The sequence below is a fragment of the Marinospirillum sp. genome (assembly GCF_044810985.1).
Classification (GTDB): domain Bacteria; phylum Pseudomonadota; class Gammaproteobacteria; order Pseudomonadales; family Halomonadaceae; genus Marinospirillum.
Map to the genome: position 1 here is coordinate 2,137,277 of NZ_CP085242.1, position 15,753 is coordinate 2,153,029.

Sequence of the window (15,753 nt, forward strand, 5' to 3'; positions counted from 1 at the left end):
CCCTCTTTTAGAATCCACTGGTGCTGGTAAACAGCCCTACACGCAGATCCTTGGCTTCATAGATTTTACGGCCATCCACTTCCATGATGCCATCAGCAATGCCCAATACCAGTTTACGGTTCATGGTGCGTTTAATATCAATTTTGTAGGTAACCAGCTTGGCTTCGGGGAGCACTTGACCGGTAAACTTGACTTCGCCACTACCCAGCGCACGACCGCGGCCGGGGTTGCCCTGCCAGCCCAGGTAAAAGCCCACCAGCTGCCACATGGCATCCAGACCCAAACAGCCTGGCATCACTGGATCACCGGGGAAGTGGCATGCAAAAAACCAGAGATCAGGATGAATATCCAGTTCCGCGACAATGTGGCCTTTACCGTAAGCGCCCCCATCGGCCTTGATTTCCACAATACGGTCCATCATCAGCATGTTGGGAACAGGTAGCTGGGCGTTGCCGGGGCCAAAGAGTTTGCCATGGCCGCAATCCAGCAGTTCTTCATAAGTGTAGGAGCTTTGTTGAGTCACTGAGTCCATCCGCTAGTAGGTTATGTTAAGGTCAGATTTGTAGTTTTAATCAAGGCTAGTTTACTGCCTTGAACCCCAGTTTGCATCTACCTGCTGAGCAACACCTTGCCTGCCTGGACGAAAACCCCATAAAAATGCGATGCTTAACTTTTGAGGTTCGGTCTTGACAGGCTCGCCTGTAGCATTGTGTATTTTTTGGTTGCAAGACTTAACCAACACAGGCAGCTTGACACTGATATAATCATACCTTATTTACTCCACTTGCTCACGCCACTGCTTCCATCTGGCAAGCAGCCAATCCACAGTAGCCAGCAATTATGAAAACAAATTTACCCGTAACGGACAAAGAAGTCTCCCTGTCAGCAGGAGACCGCTTGGTATCAACGACAGACCTGAAAGGCATTACCCGTTACGCCAATGAAGATTTCCAACGCATCAGTGGGTTCTCAGCAGAAGAGCTGGTTGGCAAAAACCACAACCTGGTACGCCATCCGGACATGCCACCTCTGGCGTTTGCCGACCTCTGGCAGCGCCTGAAAAAAGGCGAGTCCTGGATGGGCGTGGTTAAAAACCGTTGCAAGAATGGTGACTTCTATTGGGTGGATGCTTATGTGTCACCCATTTTTGAAGGTGAAGAGCATGTTGGCTATCAGTCGGTTCGCGTCAGGGCAGGCAGCAAACTGGTGGATCGCGCCCAGCAAACCTACCGTGACATCAACAGTGGTAAACAAAAAGCACCCAAACCCCGCTGGTCAGCCTACGGCCTGCTCCTGGGCATGGTGCTGGCACAAATTCTTTCCACACTTCTGATTCTGTATCTTGTGGACAGCCGAACCCTGGCCGGTTTTCTGGTCGGCTGTGCTGGACTGGGCATTCTGGGTGCCTCGGCCTGGTTTCTCAATCCCCTTAAAAACATCTACGGCAAGGCACTCAGCATTATCGACAACCCGGTTGCCCAGCAAGTCTACAGTGGCAACATGAGTGAATTCGGTGCCCTGGATCTGGCCATGCGCATGCAGGAAGCCCAACTGAGAACGGTCATCGGGCGCATTGAAGATGCCAGTCGAACCCTCAATGAAGTGGCCACCACAACGGATCAGGCCATGCACGATGCCGAAGGCGGGGTGCGCGAACAGGAAGGCCACATTGACCAGCTGGCGGGTATGGCAGAACAACTGGCAGGCAGCATCCATGAGCTGGAACAAAACATGCATGGCATCAATACCGCCAGCCAGGAAATGAACGCGGAAACCCAGCGCGGCCAAACCAGCGTGGAAGAAAGCGTCAACAGTGTCCGGCGTATGGCTGAAAGGTTTGAAACGGCCGTCGAGCGTATTGAAACCCTGCGCAGTGATGCCGAAGCCATCAGTGAAAGCATTGGCTCCATCACTGATATTGCCGATCAAACCAACCTTCTGGCACTCAATGCGGCCATTGAAGCAGCCAGGGCTGGCGAGTCCGGTCGCGGCTTTGCCGTGGTGGCTGATGCCGTCCGGCAACTGGCGGGCAGCACCCAGGAAGTGACGGAAACCATCACCCAGCGTATTGAAGCCATTCGCAAAAATATTGGTGTCGCGATTGAGCAGGTACTGGCCAGTCGTGAAGACAGTCAGCAAACAGTAGAACAGATAGAAACGGCAGGCAGTGTGCTCAGCAGTCTGACGCAGGCTGCCGATGAGGTGCTGGGGGCCAGCCAGAGAGTTGCTGCTGCTATCGAGCAGCAGGTGACTGCCAGCGACAGTGTTGTGGACAGCCTGGCCCAGGTCAGGGATCTGGCCCACAGTACCCGCAGCAGGGCTGAAGACACCTCACGAAGTGCCGACAACCTGACGGATCAGGTCAGGCAAATGCATTCTCTGGCAAGAGCCTTCGGGCGTAGGTAATTTTTTATGTGGCAGGCGTCTTTCCCCATTATTCTGTTAATAGCCTTTCCTCTGCTGGCTGTTGGCTTTGCTTTGGGCGTGGGGTATCGAAAGCGCAAGTACAAGAATCGCAAGGTCATTTTTCGGCTACTCAAACAGGTTTTTGATCACACCCATGATGGTGTCACCATCACCGACCCCAGGGGCACCATTATCGCCGTCAACAAGACCTTCACCCAGGTCACCGGCTATAGTGAAGCTGAGGTTCTCGGGGAAAACCCGCGCATCCTCAGTTCGGGCTACCATGATGCCGAGTTTTACGAGAACTACTGGCAAACCCTGATGCGTGAGGGCATCTGGCAGGGTGAAATCTGGAACCGTCGCAAGGATGGGGAGGTTTATCTGGAATGGCTGACCTGCAAGGCCGTGAAAGACCCGGATGGTGAAGTCACCCATTATGTTGCCATCTTCACCGATATCACCGAACACCGCCGCCAGGAAGCACGTCTGGAACATGCCACCGAGCATGATCGCCTGACCGGTCTGCCCAATACGGCCAACACCCTGAGAGAACTTTCCCGCCAGATACCCAATTTGCAAAAGCGTTGGTGCCTGATGCTGGTGGATATCGACAACTTCCGGCTGGTGAATGCCAGCTATGGTTTTGCCGTGGGTGACCAGCTTCTGAGCAGCCTTGCCCGGCGCCTCAAGGAATGCACCCAGGGCCTGGTTGCCCGCCACTCTGCGGATGTTTTCATCTGTGCCCTGCCGCTGACCTCAGGGGATGATGAAGGTGAAAGAGGTGCAATGATCAACCGCGCCAAAAAGTACCTGAGCAAGCCTTTTTCCATCAAGGGCCGCTTAATGGAGTTCAGCTTTTCCATAGGCACCAGCACCTGGCAGGATGCCAGTCAATCCGTCAATGAACTGCTTCAGGAAGCCGAGCTGGCCCTGCATGCCGCCAAATCCAGAGGGGCGGGACAGATCCGCCACTTCACTGAAGACCTGCGTGAAGACAGAAACCCCCTGATTTTGTTGCAAGGCCTGCGGGAGGCCCTGTCCAACAATGAACTCAGTCTTAATTTCCAGCCTTTGGTGGCTTCCGGCTCCCGCCGTATTCATGCCCTGGAGGTTCTGTTGCGCTGGGATCACCCCACTCTGGGTCGCATTCCCCCTGACCAGTTTATCCCCCTGGCCGAGCGTCATGGCCTGATGGAACCCCTGGGCCAGTGGATTCTGGAGCAATCCCTGAAACACTATGCCGAATGGCAGCAACAGGGCATTGCCCCCAGTCGCATTGCCGTGAATGTTTCCCCGCTGGAATTTCAGGCCGAAAATTTCGTAGACAATCTTTTTTCCCTGCTGAAAAAACACAAACTGAATCACGAAATTCTGGAACTGGAACTCACCGAAGGTGTGTTCGTCCAGCGTGACAAGGAAACCCTGGATCGTCTGGATGCCCTGTCCTCTTCAGGCATTCATCTGGCCATCGATGATTTTGGCACCGGTTACTCCTCCCTGGCTTACCTGAAACACCTGCCGATCAACCAGCTGAAACTGGATCGCACCTTTATTCGCAGCCTGCCCGCCAATGAGGCGGATCGGGCCATTGTCGAATCCACTCTGGCGCTCTGTCGTGGCTTGAAAATGACCGTGGTTGCCGAAGGTGTGGAAGAGGAAGCCCAAGCTGATTACCTGGCACGCAAGGGCTGTGACCTGCTGCAGGGTTATTATTTCGGGCGGCCTACTGATGCTGATGAAACCACCGAGCGCCTGATACAAAACAAAGTACAAGTAGCCAGGGTTTCCTGAACATCAGTCAGCCGCCTTGAACTGGCCAACCAGGTTGGCCCTGCGGTTGCCGGGACGCGCCAGGAGCAACTGGCTGGTGCCGATGGCTCTTTCCATAAAAGCCCCTTCACAGTAGCAGAGATAATACTCCCACATACGCACAAAACGCTGGTCGTAGCCCAGTTCCTTAACCGCCTCCAGCTCCTGCAAATAACGCAGCCGCCAGTCATTCAGAGTGCGGGCATAATGATCACCGATTTCCTCCAGGTGCAACAGATTCATATCCGTCTGGCGCGCCAAGTGTTCCAGCAGAACCCTGTGACTGGGCAAAAAACCACCGGGAAAGATGTGCTTCTTGATAAAGTCCACCTGCTTGAGCGCTTCCTTGTAGCGCTGATCAGGCACGGTAATCGCCTGAACTAGCGCCAGCCCATCCGGCTTGAGGCGCTCCTCCAGGGTTTTCAGGTAAATCGGCAGATACTGGTGACCCACCGCCTCAATCATTTCAATGGACACCAGCTTGTCATACTGGCCGCTCAAATCCCGGTAGTCGTCAAACAGAAGAGTGACTCTATCTTCCAGACCTTCTTCAGCCACCCTTTTTTGCGCGTGCTGCAACTGCTCGCGGGAAATCGTGGTAGTGGTCACCCGGCAGCCATAGTGCTTGGCGGCATAAATCGCCATACCGCCCCAACCTGTGCCTATCTCCAGCAGGTGATCCTGCGGCTGTAAATCCAGTTTCTGGCAGATACGTTCCAGCTTATAACCCGAGGCCTCTTCCAGAGTGGCTTCTGCATTCGGGTAAAGGGCACTGGAATACATCTTGTGTTCTTTATCCAGAAACAGCCGGAAGAAATCATTACCCAGATCATAATGGGCACTGATGTTGCGTCGGGAACCCTCGCGGCTATTGCGATTCAGGAAGTGCGCCAGGCGATTCAGGGGAGCGCCCAGCTGCTTGAACGGGTGATCCAGACGCTTGTTCAGCTCTTCAAGATTGCGCCCCATAATCCGGGTCAGCAACACCAGATTGCTGCAACTCCAGCGCCCCTCCATATAGGCTTCAGCAGCGGCCAAGGTGCCACCGAGAGTCACTTCCCGCCACATCTGGCGGTCATGAAAGCGCACGACAACAGACATCTCAGCATCCGGCTGACCCAGTAGCCAAACCCCATCGGGGTCATGGATGTGAATACTGGCTCCATGAAGCCTGGCCATCCCGCGTAAAGCCATCTTTCTGAACAGACGGGTCGTCCAGCCTGCCCGATCTTCCGTGGTTAGAAATTTTTCAGCTTTCATGCGTTACACTCCTTTTTTGCCAGGATGAGCATAAACCGGGTTTTCTTTCAGCCACAGGCGCAAGGCTTCAAAATGAATCCCTGCGATCACCTTCAAAGTCATCCAGGGGTGACGAAGCAAAAGGCGGTTAATGGAGGTTCCCAGATCATCTCGCCGTTTTAAAAGCAGGGTGGAGTCAAAGGGCACGTGACCATCCTTGTCCTGATTTTCCATATGCATCACCAACTGCTGGCCAGGTGTGGTGAACTGCCAGAGATAATCCTGATCCATGGGATTGAAAGGTGAAACATGCATCTGCTTGGCCAGACGCGCGGAATGCTTGTGGCTTTGCGGATCACAGGAAACAATATAAGGCTGGCGTTCCTGCCAGGGCAGGTTGGAGACATCACCAACAACCGCCTGCAACTCTCCACTTTCATTGAAACAATAATAGAGGCTGATGGGGTTGAAGCAGATGCCACCATAGCGCAGGTGGGTCAGCAGAAAAACCTCACCTTGGGGGCGTTGGCCTGTCTGCTGTTCAACCTGATCCAATACGGCCTCTTTCAGGGGCAGGGAATGGGGGCGTAAATAGTCTTCGCGCCGAAAACGCACCCAGCGCCAGCGCCGACCACTGCGGGTGAAAGGCAGCTGCTCCAGTTCATCCAGGTTCAGCCAGCACATAAAAAGCTTGAAGGTGAATTCATGACGCGCCGGACTGAAACGCCGGTGCCTCAAGGTGCCGGTGTAAAAACGGCTGCTCAAGTTGGTTTTTTCCATCAGAGCGTCACCCCCAGTTTTTCAGTTACGGCCAGGGCGCTGGCCACCCCATCTTCATGAAAACCGTTACGGCACCAGGCTCCACAAAACCAGGTATGACGTTCACCATTCATCTGCTGAATGCCCTGCTGAGCCTGGATGCCCTCCAGAGTGAACACCGGGTGGGCATAACGATAACGCCCCAACACCTTTTCAGAGTCAATCATGGGGCTGTCATTCAGGGTCACACAGAAGGCGGTATCCTGCAGCTCCGGCTCAGCTTCCAGGCGCTGCAAACGACTCATGTTGTAAGTCAGACTGACCAGGGACTGATCGTCTTCCCCCGGCTGCAGCCGTGCCGGGTCACGCCGCCGGTAATTCCAGCTGGCCCAGGCACGGGGGCTGCGCGGCAGCAGGCGGGTATCTGTGTGCAGCACCACATCATTCATCCGGTAGGGTAGCTGCGCCAGCAGATGCTGTTCTTCATCACTGGCATCCTTCAACAAGGCCAGCGCCTGATCACTGTGGCAAGCCAGAACCAACTCATCAAACACCTCTTCGCCGTGGCTGGAAACCACTCTAACGCCCTCTTCCTGCCGATATACTGCGGTAACCGGAGTGGACAAGCGTATTCCTTCAGCAAAAGGGGCCGTCAGGGGCGCAATATAAGCGCGACTGCCGCCCTGAATCACTCGCCACTGGGGACGATTTTTAACGCTCAAGAGTCCATGATTTTTGAAAAAACGCACAAAAAACAGCACGGGAAACTCGCGCATGGCAGCGATTCCCGAAGACCAGATGGCCGCCCCCATGGGCACCAGATAATCCTGCATAAAGGCCTGACCGTAAGCCTTGCGCTCCAGATAGGCACCCAGGGTTTCACCTTCGGATAGGAGACCGGCTTGCAGCTCCTGGGGCGCTTCCTGGTTAAAGCGCAGAATATCCCGAATCATCCCCAGAAAACGCGGGCTGAACAGGTTGCGACGCTGGGCAAACAGAGTGTTGAGATTGTTGCCATTATATTCCAGGCCGGAGACTTCACAGCTGACCGAGAAACTCATCTCCGTGGCCAGTGAAGGCACGCCCAGTTGCTCCAAAAGCTTGATGAAATTCGGGTAGGTCCAGTCATTGAAGACAATAAAGCCGGTATCCAGGGCCCAGGTGCGCCCCTTGAACTCGACTTCTTGGGTGGCCGTATGCCCACCCAAGCGCTCTTCTGCCTCAAAAAGTGTCACCTGGTATTTGCGCGACAACAGATGGGCGGCCGTCATACCGGCAATACCGGAACCCACCACAGCAATTGATTTCTGGCTGTTCATTCAGCGCACCATCCTCTGAGTCAAACGGGTACGAAGGAAAAAGGGCAGGCGTCCCAACCTGCGAACCACCTCCACAAAAAAACGGGGAACACGAATTTCCGGCTGGCCTTTTCTCAGGCCCTTGATGATCTGTCGGGCTGCTTCCTCAGCTGAAATCCGCATCGGCATAGGAAAATCATTCTTATCGCTCAAGGGTGTTTTCACAAAGCCCGGATACACCACCGATACGCCAACCCCCTGAGCGGCCAGATCCACACGCAGACTCTCCATGAAATAACTCACTGCGGCTTTGGAAGCTCCATAGGCTTCGGCTCTGGGCAGCGGTGTGTAAGCAGCCGAGCTGGCAATAGCAACCAGATAAGGGTTTGCAGACTTTTCCAGCAGTGGCTGAACAGCCTCCAGGGAATACACCAGGCCCATGAAATTGGTATCCATGACCCGTTTGATCAGTGCCGAATCCACCCGCCCTTGCTCCAGGTACTCACAGGTGCCTGCATTGAGTAGGACCATGTCCAGACCGCCCAGCTTTTCCTCAATCCTTTGGGCCACAGCCTGCAAGGCTTCAGGATCAGTCACATCCGCAGGGGCCACCTGAATGCGGCTGTAACGACGGGCCAGGTCTTCAAGACTGGAGGCTGACCGGGCCGTGATCACCAAGCGATGACCGGCCTGTGCCAGCTGTTCCGCCAACGCCAGACCGATGCCCGAACCGGCACCGGTAATCCAGATACGACTTGCGGCTTGCAACTGCTGCATGATCTTCACTCCCACACAGCAGCGCTACTCAACTAGCCTGCCATGCGCTTTTTCAGGGCTGCTATCACACTTCTCAGAAGAGGTAGCTGTTCCCAGAGCATTTGTCCGCCATCAAAGAAATCTCTGTGGCAAACCACCTTGTTGTCCTGCCAGTCCAGGCGACTGGCCCCTTCAACCCGAACCGGATTACCGGAATTGATACGTGGATGCCGGTAAGTCATCACCCAACTGCACCAGACCCGGTCACCCACAATATCCGGCTCGGAAAACTCAAATCCTATCTCAGTGACCCGAGCATAAAGCCGATCAAAGTAAGCAATCAGCTGCTCCAAACCCTCAACCTGATGCAGGGGGTCGGTAAAACTCACCTGCTTTGCATAATATTGATCCAGGTTCTTAGTAGAATTCTTGTCTAACTTTTGATAAAAGTCAAAGAATTCTTGTACTCTTGCTTTACAGAGCATGGACAAACTCCTTTGTGAAAGGTTTCAAGGCAGGTTGATCAGGCTTATTTTTCTTCCACCAGCGGCCAGGTCAGTTCGCTGATTTTCTCATTGCCGTCCCAGCTTTCCAGTTTGACCGGGAAACCCCAGAGGCTATAGAGGTGACGCAACACTTCCTGGGTGGGTTCACCGAGGTTACGGCGGTTGTGACGCACGTGCCTGAGGGTCAGGCTGCGGTCACCGCGCAGGTGGGCTTCCCAGACCTGGATATTGGGTTCTCTTAAGCTCAGGTTGTACTGGGCCGCCAGGGCCGAGCGTACCGCCCGATAGCCGGATTCATCATGGATGGAGCTGATTTCAATCTGGTTGTCTCTATCATCATCCACCACGGCAAAAAGGTGAAAATCGCGGATCACCTTGGGGGAAAGAAACTGCTGGATAAAGGATTCATCCTTGAAGTCGCGCATCGCCCAGTGCAGGGTTTCCAGCCAGTCCTGACCGGCAATATCCGGGAACCATTCCCGGTCTTCCTGAGTGGGGTTCTGGCAGATGCGCTTGATGTCCGTATAAATGGCAAACCCCAGGGCATAGGGGTTGATGCCTGAATAGTGGGGGCTGTCGTAATCCGGCTGCATCACCACGCTGGTGTGGGACTGTAAAAATTCCAGCATAAAGCCTTCATCCACCAGGCCTTCATCATAGAGGTCATGCATCAGAGTGTAATGCCAGAAGGTGGCCCAGCCTTCGTTCATTACCTGGGTCTGGCGTTGTGGATAAAAATACTGGGCAATCTTGCGCACAATACGCACCAACTCTCTTTGCCAGGGTTCCAGCAAGGGGGCATGCTTTTCGACAAAATACAGCAGGTTTTCCTGAGGCTCTTCAGGAAAGCGCGGTGGCCGGCTGGTTGACTCTTCCTGGCTGGTACCGGTGTTAGGCAGGGTGCGCCAGAGGTCATTGACCTGCTGTTGCAGAATGGCCTCTCTTTCCTGCTGACGTTCCCGCTCTTCCTGAGCGGATAGAGGCCGGGGACGCTTGTAGCGATCCACACCGTGACTTTGCAGGGCATGGCAGGCATCCAGCAGGGTTTCCACGGCATCAATGCCATAACGCTCTTCGCATTCACTGACGTACTGGCGGGCAAACACCAGGTAATCAATGATGCCTTCGGCATCCGTCCAGGTGCGGAACAGGTAGTTGTTCTTGAAAAAGGAATTATGGCCGTAGCTGGCATGCGCCATCACCAACACCTGCATCATCAGGGTGTTTTCTTCCATCAGATAGGCAATGCAGGGGTTGGAGTTGATCACCAGCTCATAGGCCAGGCCCATTTGGCCTCGTTTGTAGGCCTGCTGTACCTTCAGAAAGTGTTTGCCGTAGGACCAGTGGTGATAACCCACCGGCATGCCGGTGGCGGCATAGGCATCCATCATTTGTTCGCTGGAAATAACTTCAATCTGATTGGGGTAGGTATCCAGCCCATAGCTTGCGGCCAGGCGGGCAATTTCCTTTTCATAGTCCTGCAGCAGATCAAAAGTCCATTCACTGCCTCTGGCCAGGGGTTCACGTTGGCTCATGACTGCCCCTCCTTCTGAAAGAGTTCGCGGAATACCGGGTAGATTTCACTGGGCTCATAAAACTGGCGCATGGCAAAGCGGTCGGGGAAGGTGGACTGGATCTCGGAATAGGACTCCCAGAGCGCCTGATGAGCATGCGGCGTGATTTCCACATAGGCGAAATAGCTGACCCGAGGCAGCAGTTTGTTGCGCATCCAGTCCGCACAGACCCCGGAATCATCGTCCCAGTTATCGCCATCGGAAGCCTGGGCAATGTAAGCATTCCAGCGGCTTGCGGGGTAACGGGCTTCGAGAATGCTGCTTGCCAGTTTCAAGGCACTGGAAACGATGGTGCCCCCGGTTTCTCGCGAGTAGAAAAACTCCTCTTCACCCACTTCTTTTGCCGTGGTGTGGTGGCGAATAAACACCAGCTCGACTTTTTTATAGTTACGCTCAAGAAAAAGATACAAAAGCAGAAAGAAACGCTTGGCCAGCTCCTTGTGGCGTTCGGTCATGGAACCGGAAACATCCATGATACAAATCATCACTGCCTGGGTTGCAGGCACAGGCTGCTGTTTCATGTGGCGATAGCGCAGGTCTTCATCATCCAGGTAGGGAATGGCAGCCAGGCGCTTTTGCAGTTGTTCAACCGCTTCCTTGAGCTCACGGATTCTCAGGGGATTACGCAGCGTCTGATCCTTGGATTCTTCTTCAGCCAACGCCTCTTCACATTCACGCAGTTCACGCTTGCTACCGGCCCCCATCGCCAAGCGCCGGGCATAAGCCGAACGCATGGAGCGCACCACATGCAAACGCGAAGGTGTGCCCTGGCGCACGATGCCCCCATGCACGGGGCGGGTTTCATCGGTTTCCGTGAGTTCCTTGCGAACCAGATTGGGCAATTCCAGATCATCAAACAGAAAATCCATGAATTCATCACGGGTCAGGGTAAAGGCAAACTCATCTTCGCCGCTGCCATCCTGGCCAGCGCCCTGACCTCCTGAGCCGCCGCCTCCACCGCCACCGGGTGGCCGGTCAATACGGTCGCCCTGGCGAAACTGCTTGTTGCCCGGATGCACCATATCCTTGCGACCCGCCTTGCCCTGCTGGAAAACGGGTTCACTGATGTCCCGATCAGGGATACTGACTTCCTCGCCCCTTTCCATATCCGTGATGGAGCGTTTTTTTACGGCTTCGTTGACCGCACGCCGGATATGCTTGCGGTAGCGCCGTAAAAACCTCTGGCGATTAACCGCACTTTTGTTTTTTGCATTGGAGCGCCGGTCGATGAAATAGCCCATGCTCACCTCACTTGGTGGCCAGAATTACTGGGATTTGCGTACCCGCAGATACCACTCTGACAAGAGGCGTACCTGTTTTTCGGTATAACCCCGTTCTTTCATGCGATCGACAAAGTCTTCATGTTTTTGCTGATCCGAAGTGGAAGCCTTGGCATTGAAGGAAATCACCGGCAGCAACTCTTCAGTATTGGCAAACATCTTGTGTTCGATCACGCTGCGCAGTTTTTCATAGCTCTGCCAACTGGGATTCTTGCCGTTATTCTGGGCGCGAGCACGCAACACAAAGTTGACCACCTCATGGCGAAAGTCTTTGGGGTTGGAAATTCCGGCCGGTTTTTCGATTTTTTCCAGCTCTTCATTGAGTGCCTGGCGATCCAGCATTTCCCCGGTTTCCGGATCACGAAATTCCTGATCCTGAATCCAGAAATCGGCATAGGTAACATAGCGGTCAAAGATGTTCTGACCATACTCGCTGTAGGATTCCAGGTAAGCGGTCTGGATTTCCTTGCCGATGAAATCGACATAACGCGGTGCCAACCATTCCTTGATAAAACTCAGGTAGCGGTCATGGACTTCATCCGGGAATTGCTGCTGTTCGATTTGTTGCTCCAGAACATACATCAGGTGCACCGGGTTGGCGGCTGTTTCCGTGGAATCAAAGTTGAAAACCCGCGATAGGATCTTGAAGGCAAAGCGGGTGGACAAGCCATCCATGCCTTCATTGACCCCGGCTGCATCCCGATACTCCTGAATGGATTTGGCCTTGGGGTCGGTATCTTTCAGGTTTTCACCATCATAAACGCGCATTTTTGAATAAACATTGGAGTTTTCCGGCTCCTTCAAACGTGAAAGAACCGAAAACTGCGCCAGCATCTTCAGGGTGTCCGGGGCACAGGGAGCTTCGGACAGGGAAGAGTTTTCCAACAGTTTTTTGTAGATGTTGATTTCTTCCGAGACCCGCAGGCAGTAGGGCACCTTGACGATATACACCCGGTCCAGAAAGGCTTCATTGTTGCGATTATTGCGGAAGGTCTGCCATTCCGATTCATTGGAGTGGGCCAGCACGATGCCTTCAAAGGGAATCGCACCCATGCCTTCAGTGGGGTTGTAGTTACCTTCCTGGGTTGCGGTCAGCAGTGGATGCAACACCTTGATGGGTGCCTTAAACATTTCCACAAACTCCAGCAGCCCCTGATTGGCATGGCAAAGGCCACCAGAAAAGCTGTAGGCATCCGGGTCATCCTGGGCATAATGCTCCAGTTTACGAATATCCACCTTGCCAACCAGGGCGGAAATATCCTGGTTGTTTTCATCACCCGGTTCGGTTTTGGCCAGAGCCACCTGATTAAGCCGGGAAGGATAGAGACGAACCACTTCAAACTGGCTGATATCACCGCCAAACTCTTCCAGACGTTTGGCGGCCCAGGGGGAAGGAATGGCTTTCAGATAACGCCGGGGGATGCCGTATTCTTCTTCCAGCAGTTGACCGTCTTCTTCCGGGTCAAACAGCCCCAGAGGGGATTCATAAACCGGAGAACCCTTGATGGCATAAAAAGGCTGATGCTCCATCAGCAGTTTCAGCCGCTCAGCCAGTGAGGACTTGCCACCGCCCACTGGCCCCAACAGGTACAGGATTTGTTTACGCTCTTCCAGCCCTTGGGCGGCATGCCGGAAATAGGAAACGATCTGCTCGATGGCCTCTTCCATGCCGTAAAACTCCGGAAAGGCCGGATAACGACGGATCACCTTGTTCATGAAAATGCGGGAGAGGCGGGGGTCCTTGGCGGTATCAATAACTTCCGGTTCACCAATCGCCAGCAGCATGCGTTCGGCTGCAGTGGCATAGGCACTGGGCTCCTTACGGCAGAGTTGCAGGTAATCCTGCAGGCTCATGCTCTCCTGCTGAACCCTTTCATAACGGCTTTGTACACGGTCAAAAATACTCATGGCGTCACCCCCTTTGCAAAACCTGTCCCTGCTCGAAGCAGGAATGCCTTACTTCCAGCATAGACAAAAGTTAGGAAAAAGAGTGCCTTTGGTTTGCAACGGATGACCGCATTAAAGTTAATTATTGCTGCCGATGGCGTGCCAATCCATCAATCGCTTCAATCAACTCCTGGCTGCAAAGCTCTGTTCTTGCCATGGCCTCCACGATGGCCTCACGCTCGGCAATGCCCTTTTCTGTATAAAGCTGCAGGGCCTCATGGATGCTCTCCTGGACGCGCTGCTCCTGTTCCTTGATGCGTGCAAAACCGGGCAGCTGTGCCATTTTTGTGCCTTCCGTTCTGGCAATCCAGCGCTGAATACGATCCTGCTCTTCTGCTTCCAGGTCATGAGTGCGCTCAGTCGAGTTCAGGCCCGCATAGCCCTGTTGCTTGGCAATGATATGATCCACTTTCAACAGGGAGGCAAAGCTCTGGTCCTTGATAAATTCCACCTGGTCCAGAGTGGTGTCCGCATCTTCGGCCACTTCTGCAAAACGCTGCTGAAAACCTTCCACTTCTTTGGAGATGTGCTCAGCCAGAGTATTGCTTTCGCGGGCACCTTCCAGGGAATGTTCCACCTGCTGACTGAAGTTTTCCAGAATCTGGCTGACACTCTGGGCTGCTTCCTTGGTTTTATTGGAAAGCTGTTTGACTTCATCGGCCACCACAGCAAAGCCACGCCCCTGTTCACCGGCACGGGCGGCTTCAATGGAGGCATTGAGAGCCAGCAGGCTGGTCTGGTCGGAAATATCAGTGATCGCCTGCAGAGCTTTGGAAACGGACTCGCTCTGTTGATCCAGTTCTTCCACGGTGGCGCTGACTTGGGCCACACTGATCGTAATTTTCTCCAACAACCCACCCAGTTGTTCGGCACTTTTCTGGCTGGTGCGTGCATTACCCGCATTTTTATTGGAGCTTTCGGCAATACCGGCCATAAGCTCACTGATTTGTTTTAAATCCTGTTGGCTCAGCTCCAGATTGGAACGCAGGTTTTTGGTATTCAGCTCATGCAATTGGGAGGACAGGCGGTTTTGCTCGGTAAAGGTTTTATTGGCCTGCATGGCTTCAATCGACTGGTTGATGCTGTCCAGGGAGCGAGCAAATTCACCGGGCATCCCCTTGGAGAGGGTCTGACGCGAATAATCCCCCTGGGAAACCGCACCAAAAGCGGAGTTGACCTCCTTAAAATAGCTTTCAATCAGATCCAGAAAATCATTCAGATCCCAGCTGACCTTGCCCACTTCCCCCAAGCCTTCAGTATTGGTAATCCGGTGATGCATCTCACCCACGCGGGCTTTTTGCAGTGACTGATCAATCAAGGCCAGAGTGATCAGCGGCTTGCGGGAATAGCGCCAGGCATAAAGGGTAAAACCCAGAGCCAGCACCGAAGGCAGCCAGATCCACAACCAGTGGCTGGTAAAAAGAACAACGATCGCGGTTGCCATCACCAGAAGATTAAAAACAATACAAGCAATCAGAAACTTGCCACTGAGAAAAGGCGAGCCCTTGGAGCGGTGATGGGCGAGTTGTGCTTTGTACATGGCCTTACTCCGGTAACTCTTCAAGCTGATTGATCAAATCCATATAACTGATCCCCTGCTGCTCCACCTGTGCGATCAACCACTGCATGGAAGCTTCAGGAGCCTTGCTGGGTGTTTCCTGAGCTTCGATGGCCCGCATCTGCCGATACCAGTCACTTACCTGAGCCACGGCCGCAAAATTGGGCCTTCTACGCACGGAAAAATAACCGGCCAGGCTGGAGTCGGACATGTAATCCGGGGTGATATTGGCAAAAACCCAGTAATAACCACCATCAGCGGTTCTATTTTTGACATAGCCAAAAAATTCCTGCCCGGCATAAAGGGTTTTCCACAAAAAACGGAAGACACCGCGGGGCATGTCGTCATGACGAATCAGGTTGTGAGGCTTGCCCAGAAGTTCAGGCTCAGAATAACCAGCAATTTCCATAAAGCGCCGGTTGGCATAGGTGATACGCCCTTTGGGATCTGTTTTGCTGACAATCAAATCATCTTCATCCAGCCTGATTTCCACTTCACTTGCCATGGAGCTTTACTCCTTCATAGTAAATTACCGGCATCAATGCAGTGTAGCCTTCCAGACAAAAGCCTGCGCGTGCAATAAGCTGTTAAAAATTAACATAAATCAACAAAACACTAGAT

At 53.6% G+C, this 15,753-nt stretch carries 13 protein-coding genes; 2 read left to right on the forward strand and 11 right to left on the reverse strand.

Annotation, left to right across the window (positions count from 1 at the left end; all coding sequences use genetic code 11):
• Positions 1-7: 7 nt before the first annotated feature.
• Entirely contained in the window at positions 8-523 is a 516-nt protein-coding gene (gene fabA / locus LG323_RS10015) for a 3-hydroxyacyl-[acyl-carrier-protein] dehydratase FabA (protein WP_310695380.1), read from the reverse strand.
• Between the two features lie 374 nt (positions 524-897).
• Here fabA and LG323_RS10020 point away from each other — a divergent pair, with 374 nt between their 5' ends.
• Together LG323_RS10020 and LG323_RS10025 are read left to right on the forward strand one after the other, a co-directional pair.
• On the forward strand, positions 898-2,406 hold the full coding sequence (locus LG323_RS10020) for a PAS domain-containing methyl-accepting chemotaxis protein (RefSeq protein WP_404415583.1): 1,509 nt from the start codon (positions 898-900) through the stop codon (positions 2,404-2,406).
• Between the two features lie 6 nt (positions 2,407-2,412).
• Positions 2,413-4,197, forward strand: coding sequence for a putative bifunctional diguanylate cyclase/phosphodiesterase (locus LG323_RS10025; protein WP_404415586.1), 1,785 nt, complete (start codon positions 2,413-2,415; stop codon positions 4,195-4,197).
• A gap of 3 nt (positions 4,198-4,200) precedes the next feature.
• Here the strand turns inward: LG323_RS10025 and LG323_RS10030 are convergent, their stop codons facing one another.
• The 10 genes from LG323_RS10030 to LG323_RS10075 form a co-directional block, all read right to left on the reverse strand.
• The gene (locus LG323_RS10030; protein WP_404415589.1) at positions 4,201-5,475 is read right to left on the reverse strand and encodes a class I SAM-dependent methyltransferase; all 1,275 of its coding nucleotides are present in this window, start codon (positions 5,473-5,475) and stop codon (positions 4,201-4,203) included.
• A 3-nt stretch (positions 5,476-5,478) separates the two neighbouring features.
• Entirely contained in the window at positions 5,479-6,234 is a 756-nt protein-coding gene (locus tag LG323_RS10035) for a DUF1365 domain-containing protein (protein ID WP_404415592.1), read from the reverse strand.
• Positions 6,234-7,532, reverse strand: coding sequence for an NAD(P)/FAD-dependent oxidoreductase (locus LG323_RS10040; RefSeq protein WP_404415595.1), 1,299 nt, complete (start codon positions 7,530-7,532; stop codon positions 6,234-6,236). Before LG323_RS10040 ends, LG323_RS10035 begins: the two co-directional genes overlap by 1 nt.
• Entirely contained in the window at positions 7,533-8,288 is a 756-nt protein-coding gene (locus tag LG323_RS10045; protein WP_404415598.1) for an SDR family NAD(P)-dependent oxidoreductase, read from the reverse strand.
• Positions 8,289-8,320: 32 nt separating this feature from the next.
• Entirely contained in the window at positions 8,321-8,752 is a 432-nt protein-coding gene (locus tag LG323_RS10050) for a nuclear transport factor 2 family protein (RefSeq protein ID WP_404415601.1), read from the reverse strand.
• Positions 8,753-8,796: 44 nt separating this feature from the next.
• Positions 8,797-10,308: a SpoVR family protein gene (locus LG323_RS10055; protein ID WP_404415604.1), complete on the reverse strand. Its 1,512-nt coding sequence runs from the start codon at positions 10,306-10,308 to the stop codon at positions 8,797-8,799.
• A complete protein-coding gene (locus tag LG323_RS10060; protein WP_404415607.1) occupies positions 10,305-11,588 on the reverse strand; it encodes a YeaH/YhbH family protein in 1,284 nt (427 codons plus the stop codon). Before LG323_RS10060 ends, LG323_RS10055 begins: the two co-directional genes overlap by 4 nt.
• A 24-nt stretch (positions 11,589-11,612) precedes the next feature.
• Positions 11,613-13,535 (reverse strand): PrkA family serine protein kinase, encoded by a 1,923-nt coding sequence (locus LG323_RS10065; RefSeq protein ID WP_404415609.1) that lies wholly within the window; start codon positions 13,533-13,535, stop codon positions 11,613-11,615.
• A 121-nt stretch (positions 13,536-13,656) separates the two neighbouring features.
• Positions 13,657-15,114, reverse strand: coding sequence for a methyl-accepting chemotaxis protein (locus LG323_RS10070; protein ID WP_404415612.1), 1,458 nt, complete (start codon positions 15,112-15,114; stop codon positions 13,657-13,659).
• Positions 15,115-15,118: 4 nt separating this feature from the next.
• A complete protein-coding gene (locus LG323_RS10075; protein ID WP_404415615.1) occupies positions 15,119-15,637 on the reverse strand; it encodes a PAS domain-containing protein in 519 nt (172 codons plus the stop codon).
• Between the last annotated feature and the right edge of the window lie 116 nt (positions 15,638-15,753).